Consider the following 15,230-nt stretch of genomic DNA (forward strand, 5'->3'; position numbering starts at 1 on the left):
ATATTTTCCTCTGAATTAAGTTGTTTTCATTCACAAATATCAGATAATTGTTTATAATAGGACTTGTAACTGCTTCCAATTATGCGCAGGCATTGGAGAGATGCAGGAATTCATTGTTTTTATTTTTCAAAAATGTAAGCATTTTCTTTTTTGCCGGTTACTTGAGCAAGCGCTCGAAAACAGCTTATAATGGCAAAATTAGTAAGATCGGTCTGTCGCCGGCGTATGGTTCGGCTTTTCGAAAATATGTCAGAAAATCACTTTTTTCTGATCGCTGTCTTGTACAGCAATTCATTTACAGACAAATGATGGGGTATGGGGAATTTAAACGACAAAGGAGAGATTTGTATGACAGTAACACGTGGTCTTGAAGGGGTAGTGGCTACAACATCTTCAATCAGTTCGATCATCGATGATACGCTGACGTATGTTGGTTATGATATTGATGATTTAACTGAAAATGCTAGTTTCGAAGAAGTAATTTACTTATTATGGCATCGCAAGCTTCCTACAGCGGCAGAATTGGAAGAATTGAAGACACAGCTTGCAGAAAATGCAGCGTTGCCTAAGGAAGTACTCGAGCATTTCAAGATGTATCCAATCGATAAAGTCCATCCAATGGCTGCCCTCCGCTCGGCTGTGTCACTTTTAGGATTATATGATGATGAAGCTGATGTAATGGAAAAAGAAGCGAATTATCGAAAGGCGGTCCGTCTGCAGGCGAAAATGCCAGCAATCGTTGCGGCATTCGCTAGAGTCCGAAAAGGTCTTGAGCCAGTACCGCCAAGAGAAGACCTTAATTTCGCAGCGAACTTTCTTTACATGCTGACAGGCGAGGAACCTGAACAAATAGCGGTAGAAGCGATGAACAAGGCGCTTGTCCTTCACGCCGACCATGAACTTAATGCTTCCACTTTTACTGCACGCGTGTGTGTTGCGACACTTTCTGATGTATATTCAGGTGTTACCGCTGCCCTCGGTGCGTTGAAGGGACCGCTACACGGAGGAGCAAATGAAGCGGTGATGAAAATGCTGACTGAAATCGGCACGCTTGAAAATGTGGAGCCGTCAATCCGTCAAAAGCTTGCGAACAAGGAAAAGATCATGGGCTTCGGACACCGTGTCTATCGCCAGGGAGACCCTCGTGCAAAGCACTTAAGAGAAATGTCTAAACGGCTGACTGTGCTTACCGGTGAACCACACTGGTACGATATGTCCACTAAGATCGAAGAAATCGTAACAGGGGAAAAGAACCTGCCGCCAAATGTAGATTTCTATTCTGCATCTGTCTATCACAGTCTAGGCATTGATCATGATCTGTTTACACCAATTTTTGCCGTAAGCCGTGTATCCGGGTGGCTTGCCCATATCCTTGAGCAATATGACAACAATCGCCTGATCCGTCCTCGCGCCGATTATATCGGTCCAGGAAAGCAGGAATATGTTGCCATTGAAAGAAGAGGAATATAAAAAGAAGCTGCAATATTTTACTTTTTAGTGAAAAATTGCTGTAATAGGAGAGTGAGGGAAGTCAGTCATCAATGCCTGGCTTCCGAAGAGCAAAGGTTAGAGGTATAAGGGCTGCTAACCTTTGATTTTGAAACGAGGATTTTGGAGGGAGAGAAAACAATGCAAGGTGAAAAAATCACAGTCAAAGATGGAGTTTTAAACGTACCAAACAATCCAGTTATTCCTTTTATCGAAGGTGACGGCATAGGTCCGGATATCTGGGCAGCTTCTGTCCGCGTTCTTGATGCAGCGGTTGAAAAAGCATACAAAGGCGAGCGGAAAATTGTCTGGAAAGAGGTATTTGCTGGTGAAAAGGCATTTAACCAAACTGGCGAATGGCTTCCAAGCGAAACATTAGAGTTGATCAAAGAATACCTGATCGCAATCAAAGGTCCACTGACAACCCCAATCGGCGGAGGAATCCGTTCTCTGAACGTTGCACTGCGCCAGGAGTTAGACCTGTTTGTATGCTTGCGCCCTGTTCGCTGGTTCGAAGGTGTGCCATCACCTGTTAAGCGCCCTGAAGATACTGACATGGTTATTTTTCGTGAAAATACAGAGGATATCTATGCTGGCATCGAGTATGCAAGCGGTTCTGATGACGTCAAGAAACTTATTGACTTCCTGCAAAATGAATTGGGAGTAAATAAAATCCGCTTCCCTGAAACTTCAGGTATTGGCATTAAGCCTGTTTCCAAACAAGGAACTGAGCGCCTCGTACGTGCAGCAATCCAGTACGCTATCGCAGAAGGCCGCAAATCTTTAACACTAGTACATAAAGGCAATATCATGAAATTCACAGAAGGCGCGTTCAAAAACTGGGGTTATGAACTTGCTGAAAAGGAATTTGGCGATAAAGTATTCACCTGGGCTCAATATGACAGGATCAAGGAAGAACAAGGAACAGATGCAGCGAATAAAGCACAGTCTGATGCAGAAGCGGCAGGCAAAATCATTGTAAAAGATGCGATTGCAGATATTTTTCTTCAGCAAATTCTTACTCGTCCAAAGGAGTTTGATGTGGTTGCAACGATGAACCTGAATGGCGACTTTATATCTGATGCGCTTGCTGCACAAGTAGGCGGAATCGGAATTGCTCCTGGGGCTAACATTAACTATGAAACAGGTCATGCCATTTTCGAAGCTACACATGGAACGGCACCGAAATATGCTGGATTGGACAAGGTGAACCCTTCATCTGTCATCCTTTCCGGCGTCCTGATGCTGGAACACATTGGCTGGATTGAAGCAGCGAATTTGATCGTTCAATCAATGGAAAAATCGATCGCTTCAAAGGTTGTAACATATGATTTTGCTCGTTTGATGGATGGCGCCACAGAAGTGAAAACTTCTGAGTTTGGCGATGTACTGATCAAGAACATGGGCTGAAAAGGTAGGAAAGGCTATCCATTTAACGGGTAGCCTTTACATAAAATTTTATTCGATCTGAGGAGGAAGCCTGATGTCATTGAAACGCAAAAAGATTTCAGTCATTGGTGGAGGATTCACAGGAGCAACAACTGCATTCTTACTGGCACAGAAGGAACTCGGGGATGTAGTATTGGTCGATATCCCGCAAATGGAAAGCGCCACAAAGGGCAAAGCGCTTGATATGCTGGAAGCGAGCCCAGTGCAGGGATTCGATGCCAATATTACCGGTACATCCAGCTATGAAGATACGAAAGACTCAGACATCGTCGTTGTTACTGCAGGTATTGCCCGCAAGCCCGGCATGAGCCGGGATGATCTTGTCCAGACGAACCAGAAAATCATGAAAAATGTCGCCCAGGAAATAGCCAAGCATTCCCCAAACAGTTTCATTGTTGTATTGACGAACCCTGTAGACGCGATGACTTATACTATTTTCAAGGAATCTGGTTTTCCTAAAAACAGAGTAATCGGCCAGTCTGGAGTGTTGGATACTGCTCGTTTCCGTACATTCGTAGCCCAGGAATTGAATCTTTCTGTAAAAGATATAACAGGTTTTGTTCTTGGAGGACACGGAGATGATATGGTGCCACTAGTGCGTTATTCATATGCAGGAGGGATTCCGCTTGAGACATTAATTCCAAAAGAACGTCTGGAAGCGATTGTAGAGCGTACACGCAAAGGCGGAGGAGAAATTGTCAACCTTCTTGGGAATGGGAGTGCCTATTATGCGCCTGCAGCTTCACTAGTAGAAATGTGTGAAGCGATCCTTAAAGACCAGCGCCGTGTTCTTCCAGCAATTGCCTATCTTGAAGGGGAATATGGATATGAAGGAATTTACCTAGGAGTTCCGACAATTCTGGGAGCCGGTGGAATTGAGAAAGTTATTGAGCTTGAATTAACGGCGGAAGAAAAATCTGCACTAGATCAATCTGCGGAGGCAGTCCGCAAGGTAATGGCTGTGCTAGCGTAAGGCTGATATCTCGCTTTAAGAAATCGGGGAATTTTCCCCGATTTTTTTACACTTCGATTGCAAAGGGGTAGATGCAAATTGTTGCTTGGTAGAAAACGTAAGCTTGGCAGGAAAATAGAAGAAATCACTATCGGAGAAAAATTAACACTTACAGAAAAAATCGAAGATAAAGACCTGCTGCTGTATTTAGGCTTGACCAATGATGCGAATCCTTTGTATATCCAGCATGATTATGCATCGCAAACACCATATGAAAAGCCAATTGTTCCTGTGATCATGCTGAATGGGATTATTACTTCGGCTATTTCCAAGTACCTTCCAGGACCTGGAAGCCATATTCTTAAGCAAGATCTCGAATATGTAAAACCAGTCTATCATTATGGAACAGTACAATTCCTGTTTGAAGTGACCGAGGTCATCAGAAGCAAGCACCATATTGTGATTGCAGTTACTGGAAAAAATGAAGAGGAGGAGACAGTGGTAAAGGGACAATTGCTTGTCTGTCCGCCATACCCAGTTCAGCAAATGGATGGAAAGGCATTGGAAAATTTTTAGTGTATTCGATGTACCTGATTGTTTGATGCACTCAGAGTGGACTGTATAAAATAAGAGTTGGAGCGGAAGAAAAAAATCCGCTCTTTTTTTAATTTGATTTTCCTTTATGAATTGATAGTATAATGGAGATAGAACGAATTGGGTGAATCAGGGGTAATAACTTTTTTTGGAGGCTTACATGAACAAGAAAATATTGGTTGTGGATGATGAACAATCTATTGTGACATTGTTAAAGTATAATCTTGAACAGGCAGGTTACTCAGTTGTGACCGGAATGGACGGGGAGGAAGGGATTCGCCTTGCTGTAGAAGAAAAACCCGAATTGATGGTCCTGGATTTGATGCTCCCTAAGCTTGACGGCATGGAAGTTTGCAAGCAACTCAGGCAGCAGAAAGTCAATGTTCCCATTTTAATGCTGACAGCAAAGGATGACGAGTTTGACAAGGTGCTTGGCCTAGAGCTGGGTGCAGACGATTACATGACAAAGCCGTTCAGCCCGCGAGAGGTTGTCGCAAGGGTAAAAGCCATCCTAAGAAGGGTGCAGGCAGTGCCGGATCCTGAGGGAAAACTGGAGGATGAGGGCCAGATCAATATTGGCGAACTGAGGATTATGCCTGATTTCTATGAAGCTTATTTCATGGAGAATATGCTCGATTTAACCCCGAAGGAATTCGAATTGCTTCTCTATCTTGCGAGGAATAAAGGCCGGGTCTTGACGCGGGATCAACTATTAAGCGCGGTCTGGAATTATGATTTTGCTGGGGACACAAGAATTGTCGATGTACATATAAGCCATTTACGTGAAAAAGTGGAACAAAACACAAAAAAGCCGTCCTATATCAAAACAATCCGCGGACTTGGCTATAAGCTGGAGGAACCGAAGGGAGAATGACAAAGTACAGGACAAGGCTGTTATTTGCCCTTATTACCTTGATTATCATCGTACTAATAGGCCTCGGTCTTGTGTTAGGGCAATTATTTAAAAATTATTATATCAATTCTTTTAACGAACGATTAAAGATTGAAATCAATCTTTTAACCTCTAATATTGAAAAAAATGGAGGGCTTGGCTCACTGGATCGAGAAGAAATTTCAACGATGAGCCGATTGCTAAACGCCAGAATCACGATCGTAGACCTAAATGGTGAGATCCATTATGATACAGGGGAGCTATCCAGCACAAAAATCAGCAAACATAAAGACATTATTAGCAATATTGTGAAAAAGACGCCTAATAAGCAAAACGATCTTGAAGTTAACGGCGCCTTTGATCTTCATTATTATTGGAATCCCCTCCTTCACACCGGTGAAAAAGAAGGTTATGTATTTCTAACAACAAAGATTGATGAAGTTCAGAAAGCATATCGCCAAATTTGGTGGATTCTTACCTTTAGTCTAGGCATGGCAATGGTAGTGATCATCCTCCTCGTTACAAGGATTACGAACCGCTACACGAAACCAATTGAATCTGCAACAAATGTAGCGATTGAGCTGGCAAAAGGAAACTATCGTGCAAGGACCTATGAGGATCACATAGATGAAACGGGTATGCTGAGTTCGTCCATCAATATCCTTGCCAGGAACCTTCAGGAATTGATGAGGCAGAAGGAATCTCAGCAGGACAGACTGACGACATTGATCGAAAATATGGGCAGCGGTCTGATCTTGATTGACAGCAGGGGATTTATTAACTTGATTAACAAGCCCTACAAGGAAATCTTCAATGTGGAGCCTTCTGAATATTTGTATAAACTATATTATGAAGTGATCGAACATGAGGAAATCATCCGAATGGTGGAAGAAATTTTCATGACCGAGCAAAAAGTAAGGAAGCAAGTCGTCCTTCCGATTGAAATTGAAAGGCGTCATTTCGAAGTGTATGGAGTGCCAATCATCGGTACGAGCAATGTCTGGAAAGGAATACTCCTTGTATTCCATGACATTACCGAGTTGAAAAAACTTGAACAGATGAGGAAAGACTTCGTGGCCAATGTCTCGCATGAGCTAAAAACACCAATTACCTCCATCAAGGGCTTTTCTGAAACACTTCTGGATGGCGCGATGCATGATAAAGCTACACTGGCAGCTTTCCTTGAAATCATCTTGAAAGAAAGTGACCGGCTTCAAGTGTTGATTCAGGAATTGCTAGACCTTTCCAAAATTGAACAGCATGGTTTCCATCTGTCAGCTGGAGATGTGGATCTCCGCCAGCAAGCAGTGGAAGTGATGGAAATGTTAGAAGGAAAAGCTGCAGAAAAGGGCATTACGCTTTTGCTTGAAGAGCCAGAAAGACAGGTGGTCATTGAAGGAGATGCGAACAGGCTAAAGCAAGTACTGATCAATCTCGTCAGCAACGCGATCACTTATTCTCAAAACGGCAGCAGAGTGGAGGTCAATTTAATTGACCACGGAGACACAGTTTCTATGTTGGTAAAGGATTCAGGTATTGGTATTGAAAAAAGCGAGGTTCCAAGGATCTTTGAACGCTTTTATCGAGTCGATAAGGCGCGGAGCCGGAATTCAGGAGGAACGGGCCTGGGCCTTGCCATCGTCAAACACATCGTGGAAGCCCATAAAGGACAAATAGAGATAACCAGTCAAGTCGGGAAAGGAACCACCTTCACGATTAAACTCTATAAGAAGATGCCTCGATAAGCAGATGATCAAGTGGCTTTTTGAGAACGGAGAAGGGACTTAAATTTCAACACAGACGAAAAGAAGGTTTTTTGAAGGGAACGGTTGAGAGAAGTTTTCCAAATTTACATAGACTTAACAAGAGGTTTATTTTCTCTTAACACTTTACGGGTATCATCATTAGTGAAAACCCCTTCATCCAAGGAACCGAAAAAAGCACAAGCAGACCCCGCTTGTGCTTTTTTCTTATTTTTTTCTTTCTATCGTCTCTCGTGATAAAATAGGAAGAAAATTCTCATGATCCTGGAGGAGGGATGGCATGTCCAAGAAGCTTGTATTGATTGACGGCAACAGTATCGCCTATCGTGCGTTCTTCGCTTTGCCACTGCTGAATAATGAAAAAGGAATACATACAAATGCAGTTTACGGATTTACGATGATGCTGATGAAAATTCTTGAGGAGGAAAAGCCTACCCATATTCTTGTTGCATTTGATGCAGGAAAAACAACCTTCAGGCATAAAACCTTCAGTGAATATAAAGGTGGCAGGCAAAAGACGCCGCCAGAGCTTTCTGAGCAATTCCCCTTTATCCGTGAATTGCTGACAGCTTATGGAATTGCCCAATATGAACTCGAAAATTATGAAGCCGATGATATTATCGGGACCCTCAGTTTGCTAGCAGAAAAAGAAGGTTTTGATACAAAGGTCATATCCGGTGATAAGGACTTAACTCAATTGAGTTCAGATAAAACGATTGTCAACATCACTCGGAAAGGGATAACGGATATCGAGGAGTATACCCCTGATCATATTAAGGAGAAATACGGGCTGACCCCTATACAAATTATTGACATGAAAGGCCTCATGGGGGATGCCTCAGATAATATCCCAGGAGTTCCTGGTGTAGGTGAAAAGACAGCGATTAAGCTGTTGAAGGAATACGGTTCGCTAGAAAAGCTGATGGAATCGCTTGACCAGGTTAGTGGAAAAAAACTCAAGGATAAGCTTGTAGAATTCAAAGACCAGGCGATCATGAGTAAGGAACTTGCAACCATCAATCGTCAAGCGCCGATAGTCATCGAGTTGAGTGAACTGGAATATGAAGGCGCAGAGAACGAGAAGCTGGTGAAAATGTTTAAAGAACTCGGATTTAACTCGTTATTGGACAAGCTTGACACGGATGTGACGGAAACGATCGAGCTTGAAGACATGAAGTATAAGCAGATTGACACAGTTGACCAAGACATTTTTGCGAAAGAAAACGGCTTTTACGTCGAGATCCTTGAGGATAACTATCACTACGCTGATATCGTCGGTTTTGCGATTGTGAATGAAACTGGACACTACTATCTGCCTGTAAAAACGGCGCTGGCATCGGAAGCATTCAAAAAGTGGGCTGAAGATGAGTCCAGCCAAAAGATAGTCTACGATGCGAAGCGTTCTGAGGTTTCATTGCGCCATCATGGCATCCATCTTAAAGGTGCTGAATTCGATGTCGCGCTGGCATCCTATATCCTAAATCCTTCCGAATCGCCGGATGATCTGGCTGCCATCGCCAGGCAGCATGGCTTCCTGATTGTCCAATCCGACGAAGCGGTTTTTGGAAAAGGTGCCAAACGTAAGATTCCCGAAGAAACCAAACTAGCGGAGCACCTGGTGCGCAAGGCAGATGTTCTTGTAGCCTTAAAGGAAAAGCTTGAGCAGGATCTATGGGATAATGATCAGCATGATTTGTTCAGCAGCTTGGAAATGCCATTATCGCTGGTGCTGGCAGATATGGAATACCAGGGTGTCAAGTTAGACACGGTTCGCCTCGAAAATATGGGTGAAGAAATCAAATCCAGGCTTGCTGAAATCGAAACGAAAATTTTTGAGCTAGCAGGAGAACAATTCAATATCAATTCACCGAAGCAATTGGGAGTAATTCTGTTTGAAAAACTCGGTCTTCCTGTTGCTAAAAAAACGAAGACCGGTTTTTCCACTTCTGCAGATGTCCTGGAAAAATTGGCATCGAAGCATAAAATCATCGAAGAAATACTGAATTATCGCCAGCTTGGCAAGCTACAGTCAACCTATATTGAAGGGTTGCAAAAGATTGTAAATAAGGAGACAAATAAAGTCCATACAAGGTTTAACCAGGCGTTGACTGCTACCGGCAGGCTCAGTTCAACGGACCCTAACCTGCAAAATATTCCTATTCGCCTGGAGGAAGGGCGGAAAATCAGGCAGGCATTCGTTCCTTCAGAAAAAGACTGGGTGATTTTTGCGGCCGACTATTCGCAAATTGAACTGCGTGTCCTCGCCCATATTGCCGGGGATGAAAAACTGATCGATGCATTCCGCAATGATATGGATATCCATACAAAGACAGCGATGGAAGTTTTCCATGTCGGCAAAGAGGAGGTTACTTCGAATATGCGCCGCCATGCGAAGGCGGTTAACTTCGGAATCGTGTACGGAATCAGCGATTATGGCCTATCACAAAGCCTGAACATTTCAAGAAAAGAAGCTGGGGAATTTATTGAACGCTATCTGGAGAGCTATCCAGGTGTAAAAGAATATATGGATGAAATCGTGAAAGATGCGAAGGCGAAGGGGTATGTCCAGACACTGCTGCACCGTCGCAGATACATACCGGAAATTACTGCGCGCAACTTCAATCTGAGAAGTTTTGCTGAACGGACGGCGATGAATACACCCATACAGGGAAGCGCGGCTGATATCATCAAGAAGGCGATGATCGATATGGCGGAAAGGCTGCGTGAAGAAGGGCTAAAGACGAGGCTGCTCCTTCAGGTGCACGATGAATTAATTTTTGAAGCGCCGCAGAATGAAATAGAGCGCTTGAAAAAAATAGTTCCGGAAGTAATGGAAAACGCAATCGATTTAAAGGTACCTTTGAAGGTGGACTTCTCCTACGGGCCAACATGGTACGATGCGAAATAAAGTAAGAAGAGGAAAGGCGGGATAGGATGCCTGAGCTTCCAGAGGTAGAAACAGTCAGACGCACGCTTGAGGTGCTCGCTTTGGGAAAAGAAATCGCCCAAGTATCCGTTTTTTGGCCAAAGATGATTAAAAAGCCAAATGAAGTGGAACAATTTTCGGATGCCCTGCGCGGACAGACAATCAACGAAATCGGCAGAAGAGGCAAATTCCTGATCTTTTACACCGATGACTATGCACTTGTCTCCCATCTTAGGATGGAAGGGAAGTACGGTTTGTTCAGCGCAGAAGAACCTGTTGAAAAACATACACATGTCATTTTTCATTTTACCGACGCGAAAGAATTGCGCTATAGGGATGTCCGCAAATTTGGGACGATGCACCTTTACGCCAAAGGGACGGAATTTGATTCGCAGCCACTCGCTGATTTGGGGCCTGAGCCATTTTCAGCCGATTTCTCAGTAGAATGGCTGTCGGAAAAGCTTAAAAGGACCACTCGGAAAATAAAGCCTGCGCTGCTTGACCAAAAGATCCTTGTCGGCCTTGGGAATATTTATGTCGATGAGGCGCTTTTTCGGGCGAAAATCCACCCGGAACGGATTGCTAATTCATTGTCTCAGGAAGAAGAAATTGTCCTCTACAGGGAAATTGTCCGTACGCTTTCGGAGGCTGTGGAGAAGGGTGGCAGCACCATCCGCTCCTATGTCAATTCCCAGGGCCAGATTGGCATGTTCCAGCTCCAGCTGCTCGTGTACGGACGCAAAAATGAACCGTGCCAAGTGTGCGGCACACTATTGGAAAAAACGGTCGTCGGTGGACGAGGGACCCACTTTTGTCCAACATGCCAAAAACTGTAAAACTATAATCGCCTGTTGATTTTCTCACCATATCTAGGCTCCTTCCATATACTAACGTAGCGATTGACAGGAAGGGGCTTTGATATGGCACAAATAATCTCGCTGCTTTTACTTGCATTCGCTGTCAGTATTGACAGTTTCAGTGTAGGGCTAACGTATGGACTGCGGAAAATGAAATTTCCGGTTAAATCGATTGCTGTCATTGCGCTCTGTTCAGCAGCTGTACTGATGGTTGCAATGTTGATCGGACATTTTCTCGAGAGTTTTTTTTCACCTGAATTGGCAGAGATGCTAGGTGGTATGGTCTTGATCGTATTGGGTGGCTGGGTATTATTTCAGTTTTTCCGCGAGGACCAGTCAGAGTTGGACTGTCATGAAAAAATCATCCTGAATTTTGAAATTAAATCACTAGGCATTGTGATCAATATTTTAAGAAAACCGATGTCGGCTGACTTTGACCAATCGGGAACCATCAATGGAATGGAAGCAGTCATGCTTGGTCTTGCTCTTTCTCTTGACGCATTCGGAGCCGGGATTGGTGCGGCTTTATTGGGCTTTTCGCCTGGGTATCTTGCTTTGACGGTGGCGTTCATGAGTTCCTTGTTCGTCTACGCCGGCATGAGAATGGGCAGTTATTTTTCAGAGAGTAGCTGGTTGCAGAAGTTTTCATTTGTACCAGGAATTTTATTGATCGTCATTGGACTGCTAAAGCTCTAGCAAACTGGATGAAGGGATAAAAGTAGATGACGCTAATCATTGGATTAACAGGAGGGATAGCGAGCGGGAAAAGCACGGTATCGGCGATGTTCACTGAGCTTGGCATCACTGTGATCGACGCCGATATAGAGGCAAGGCTTGCTGTTGAACCAGGAGAACAAGCATATCAGGAAATTGTCCGTCATTTCGGTCCGGGAATTTTAGAACAGAATGGCAGCATTAACCGTTCCGCCCTCGGATCCATTATTTTTGCCAACGAGGAAAAAAGGCTGAAGCTCAATTCGATCGTCCATCCTGCAGTGCGCGAGCGAATGGCGATTAAAAGGCAGCAAGCGGTAGCTTCTAATGAAAAAGCCGTGGTTCTAGATATTCCATTGCTGTTTGAAAGCAAGCTAACAGGCTTGGTTGAAAAAATCATCGTTGTCTATGTCGATGAGAAAACACAGCTAGATCGGCTGATAGGCAGGAATGGGTTTAGCGAAGAGGAAGCAATTACAAGAATCAGATCACAGATGCCCTTGAAGGATAAGATTGTGTTGGCTGACGAAGTGATCGATAATAACGGTACGATCGAGCAATCAAGAGAGCAATTAATGAAAATTTTGGATAAATGGGCAATCTAAAGAGCTGAATAGGCTCTTTTTTCTTTTGCCTCGTTCCTATCCTAGGCCATATTCCCTGATAATGAATATCAGAATTATTTTAAATTTTATAATGTGTGCATTTATATCTCGCGGAAAAGGAAAATATGTTATACTAATACCATAACAACGGGATATAAGTATGACACTATTTTGGAAGGGGCCGTACTATGAAGGCGAGAATAGCGATAAACGGTTTTGGGAGAATTGGCAGAATGGTATTCAGGAAAGCCATTCTTGAGGAAAATCTTGAGGTTGTAGCGATTAATGCGAGCTATCCAGCTGAAACACTGGCGCATTTGGTTAAATATGATTCAATTCATGGTCCATTTCAAGGAGAGATTGACTCAGCTGATGGTCACTTGATGGTAAATGGAAAAGCTGTCAGACTATTAAGCAATCGCAATCCTGCTGAGCTTCCGTGGAAAGAAATGAAAGTTGATATTGTCATCGAGGCTACAGGAAAATTCAACTCACGTGACAAGGCGTCACTTCATCTAACAGCAGGCGCAAAGAAGGTTATTATCACTGCACCAGGCACAAATGAAGATGTTACGATTGTGATGGGCGTGAATGAAAATGCATTAAACATTGGTGAGCATGACATCATTTCCAATGCTTCTTGCACGACGAATTGCCTGGCACCTGTCGCAAAAGTGCTGGATGACCATTTTGGAATCGAAAATGGCTTGATGACAACTGTGCATGCTTATACAAATGATCAAAATAATATTGATAACCCACACAAAGACTTGCGCCGTGCGCGGGCTTGCGGCCAATCCATCATCCCTACATCAACAGGGGCAGCAAAGGCGCTGTCACTCGTCCTTCCACAGTTGCAGGGAAAACTCCACGGCATGGCACTAAGGGTACCGACACCAAATGTTTCGCTTGTAGATTTGGTTGTTGATTTGAAGCGAGAAGTAACTGCCAATGAAGTGAACAATGCGTTCTATGCAGCTGCAAAAGGGGAACTTAAGGGTATACTGGACATCACAACCGATCCCCTCGTATCCATCGATTTCAATACAAATGAACACTCAGCAATCATTGATGGATTGTCTACAATGGTAATTGGCGCCAACAAAGTCAAGGTACTTGCGTGGTATGATAACGAATGGGGATACTCAAGCAGGGTAGTAGACTTGACTAAACACGTTGCCGAGGCAATGTCCATCTCAGCAGCTTTAAAGGCTGGATAAGGAACCATACAGAAAAGCCTGCCAAATCGGCAGGCTTTTGTTCGTAACAGAAAAATTTAATTTCATATGTTGCAAAATAAATATAAACGAAGTATACTAGTCATCGTGAACTTCTTAATAGCGGTACCAATTGGCTACTTAAAGGGTTAGGACCTCTTTGGACTAACTTTCCCCCGTGGTAGTTAAGATACCATTGAAAATAGGAATTTCATTCTAATATTGTTAGAGGGGGAAATTGAATATGGAAACAATAGGTCGTCATGTAATTTCTGAACTTTGGGGATGCGATTTTGAAAAATTGAATGATATGGATTTTATTGAACAAACTTTCGTTTCAGCTGCTTTGAAATCAGGTGCTGAAATCCGCGAAGTTGCTTTTCATAAATTTGCGCCGCAGGGTGTGAGCGGAGTTGTCATTATCTCTGAATCTCATTTAACTATTCACAGCTTTCCGGAGCACGGATACGCCAGCATTGATGTTTACACATGCGGCGATCTGGATCCTAATATTGCAGCAGACTATATTGCTGAAGCTCTAGGTGCACAAACACGTGAAAATATTGAAATTCCACGCGGTATGGGTCCTGTGCATGTCAAACAAGCACAAGCGAAGGCTCTATAATTAAAAAAATGAAAAATTTCAAGAGGTGTAGCGATACACCTCTTTTTATTTGTGGCAAAAGTAAGGTAAACTGTAGATAGAAAAAAGGTGCAGGAGGATTATCGATGTCTTTTTTAAAATCGATCATTAGGCGATACGAGAAATACAGTGGAACGAGTGAAAATAACAGCGATGAACAATTGCGTACCCGTTATTATAAAGCAAATTTCAATCAGGTATTCCAGGCAGTCGAGGATCTGCTGAAAGTTGATCCCACAGCTCGAATTACAAGCGTATCAAAGGAACATGGGGAAATCTCGGCGGAGCTAAACGGCAGGATTCAGAGTTTTTTAACCGTAACCATTATCACGACAAAACCATTTGAGACAGCGGTCGACCTACATATTTCTACAGAAAGGTTTTCATTGGCAGGAATGAATCCTGCATTGAGACAAGAAGTATTCAAGATATACGAAAAGTTAGGTAAAACATTTCCCTTCATTGGAGCAGGTAAATATGGAAATCAATAGTTTCTCTTGTTCCAAATGCTGCTTTTTTATAAGATAAAGAGATAAAGATTGCTTATGGACTTTTTGGTGGATAAAGCGAATGGTCCTTCGCTCATATATTCTCTATTTTAACTATTCGGAGCTGATCGAGATGAGATGTCCAACTTGCCAAAATAATTCCACTCGGGTACTTGACTCAAGACCGGTGGACGACAGCCGATCCATTCGCCGAAGACGGGAATGTGAAGCTTGCGGCTTTCGCTTTACCACATTTGAAAAAGTAGAAGAAATCCCATTGATTGTTGTGAAAAAAGATGGTACTCGTGAGGAGTTCAATCGGGAGAAACTCCTTCGCGGTTTACTGAAGGCATGTGAAAAAAGACCGGTCGCCCTAAAAGAGCTGGAGGATTTAATCTCCGAGGTGGAAAAAGAACTGCGAAGCCATGGGGTATCAGAAGTCAAGAGTGAGGCAGTGGGTGAGACGGTAATGGATCGGCTGGCCAAAATTGATGAAGTCGCCTATGTCCGCTTTGCCTCCGTTTACCGTCAATTCAAGGATATCAATGTTTTCATTGATGAACTGAAAGAGCTGTTGAAAAAAGAACAATAACATATAGGGAAATTGTGATCGATTGTAATGGACAGAGTGGGGGGGAAAAG

14 protein-coding genes are annotated in these 15,230 nt (G+C 43.3%); all 14 read left to right on the forward strand.

Annotation, left to right across the window (positions count from 1 at the left end; translation table 11 throughout):
* Positions 1-348: 348 nt before the first annotated feature.
* The 14 genes from citZ (at position 349) to nrdR (ending at position 15,180) form a co-directional block, all read left to right on the forward strand.
* The gene (citZ, locus tag UB32_RS09975; RefSeq protein ID WP_044393406.1) at positions 349-1,470 is read left to right on the forward strand and encodes a citrate synthase; all 1,122 of its coding nucleotides are present in this window, start codon (positions 349-351) and stop codon (positions 1,468-1,470) included.
* A 159-nt stretch (positions 1,471-1,629) separates the two neighbouring features.
* On the forward strand, positions 1,630-2,898 hold the full coding sequence (icd, locus tag UB32_RS09980) for an NADP-dependent isocitrate dehydrogenase (RefSeq protein ID WP_044393408.1): 1,269 nt from the start codon (positions 1,630-1,632) through the stop codon (positions 2,896-2,898).
* 73 nt (positions 2,899-2,971) lie between these two features.
* The gene (gene mdh, locus UB32_RS09985; protein ID WP_044393410.1) at positions 2,972-3,910 is read left to right on the forward strand and encodes a malate dehydrogenase; all 939 of its coding nucleotides are present in this window, start codon (positions 2,972-2,974) and stop codon (positions 3,908-3,910) included.
* A gap of 78 nt (positions 3,911-3,988) precedes the next feature.
* The gene (locus UB32_RS09990) at positions 3,989-4,465 is read left to right on the forward strand and encodes a MaoC/PaaZ C-terminal domain-containing protein (RefSeq protein ID WP_044393412.1); all 477 of its coding nucleotides are present in this window, start codon (positions 3,989-3,991) and stop codon (positions 4,463-4,465) included.
* Positions 4,466-4,643: 178 nt separating this feature from the next.
* Positions 4,644-5,357, forward strand: coding sequence for a response regulator transcription factor (locus UB32_RS09995; RefSeq protein ID WP_044393414.1), 714 nt, complete (start codon positions 4,644-4,646; stop codon positions 5,355-5,357).
* Positions 5,354-7,120, forward strand: a complete 1,767-nt coding sequence (gene pnpS / locus UB32_RS10000) for a two-component system histidine kinase PnpS (protein ID WP_044393417.1) — start codon at positions 5,354-5,356, stop codon at positions 7,118-7,120. The genes UB32_RS09995 and pnpS overlap by 4 nt, the downstream gene beginning before the upstream one ends.
* 298 nt (positions 7,121-7,418) lie before the next feature.
* The gene (polA, locus tag UB32_RS10005) at positions 7,419-10,046 is read left to right on the forward strand and encodes a DNA polymerase I (RefSeq protein WP_044393420.1); all 2,628 of its coding nucleotides are present in this window, start codon (positions 7,419-7,421) and stop codon (positions 10,044-10,046) included.
* Between the two features lie 26 nt (positions 10,047-10,072).
* Complete coding sequence (gene mutM / locus UB32_RS10010) at positions 10,073-10,900, forward strand: DNA-formamidopyrimidine glycosylase (protein WP_044393421.1); 828 nt, start codon at positions 10,073-10,075, stop codon at positions 10,898-10,900.
* A gap of 84 nt (positions 10,901-10,984) precedes the next feature.
* Positions 10,985-11,617: a sporulation membrane protein YtaF gene (gene ytaF / locus UB32_RS10015; protein WP_044393425.1), complete on the forward strand. Its 633-nt coding sequence runs from the start codon at positions 10,985-10,987 to the stop codon at positions 11,615-11,617.
* A gap of 26 nt (positions 11,618-11,643) precedes the next feature.
* On the forward strand, positions 11,644-12,240 hold the full coding sequence (gene coaE / locus UB32_RS10020; RefSeq protein ID WP_044393427.1) for a dephospho-CoA kinase: 597 nt from the start codon (positions 11,644-11,646) through the stop codon (positions 12,238-12,240).
* A 188-nt stretch (positions 12,241-12,428) separates the two neighbouring features.
* Positions 12,429-13,460, forward strand: a complete 1,032-nt coding sequence (locus UB32_RS10025) for a glyceraldehyde-3-phosphate dehydrogenase (protein WP_044393429.1) — start codon at positions 12,429-12,431, stop codon at positions 13,458-13,460.
* A gap of 241 nt (positions 13,461-13,701) precedes the next feature.
* Entirely contained in the window at positions 13,702-14,082 is a 381-nt protein-coding gene (gene speD / locus UB32_RS10030) for an adenosylmethionine decarboxylase (protein ID WP_044393430.1), read from the forward strand.
* Between the two features lie 104 nt (positions 14,083-14,186).
* On the forward strand, positions 14,187-14,591 hold the full coding sequence (locus UB32_RS10035) for a hypothetical protein (protein WP_044393431.1): 405 nt from the start codon (positions 14,187-14,189) through the stop codon (positions 14,589-14,591).
* Between the two features lie 130 nt (positions 14,592-14,721).
* Positions 14,722-15,180, forward strand: a complete 459-nt coding sequence (nrdR, locus tag UB32_RS10040; RefSeq protein ID WP_044393479.1) for a transcriptional regulator NrdR — start codon at positions 14,722-14,724, stop codon at positions 15,178-15,180.
* The last annotated feature ends 50 nt before the right edge of the window (positions 15,181-15,230 follow it).

It is taken from the genome of Mesobacillus subterraneus, assembly GCF_000934845.1.
Lineage (GTDB): Bacteria > Bacillota > Bacilli > Bacillales > Cytobacillaceae > Mesobacillus > Mesobacillus stamsii.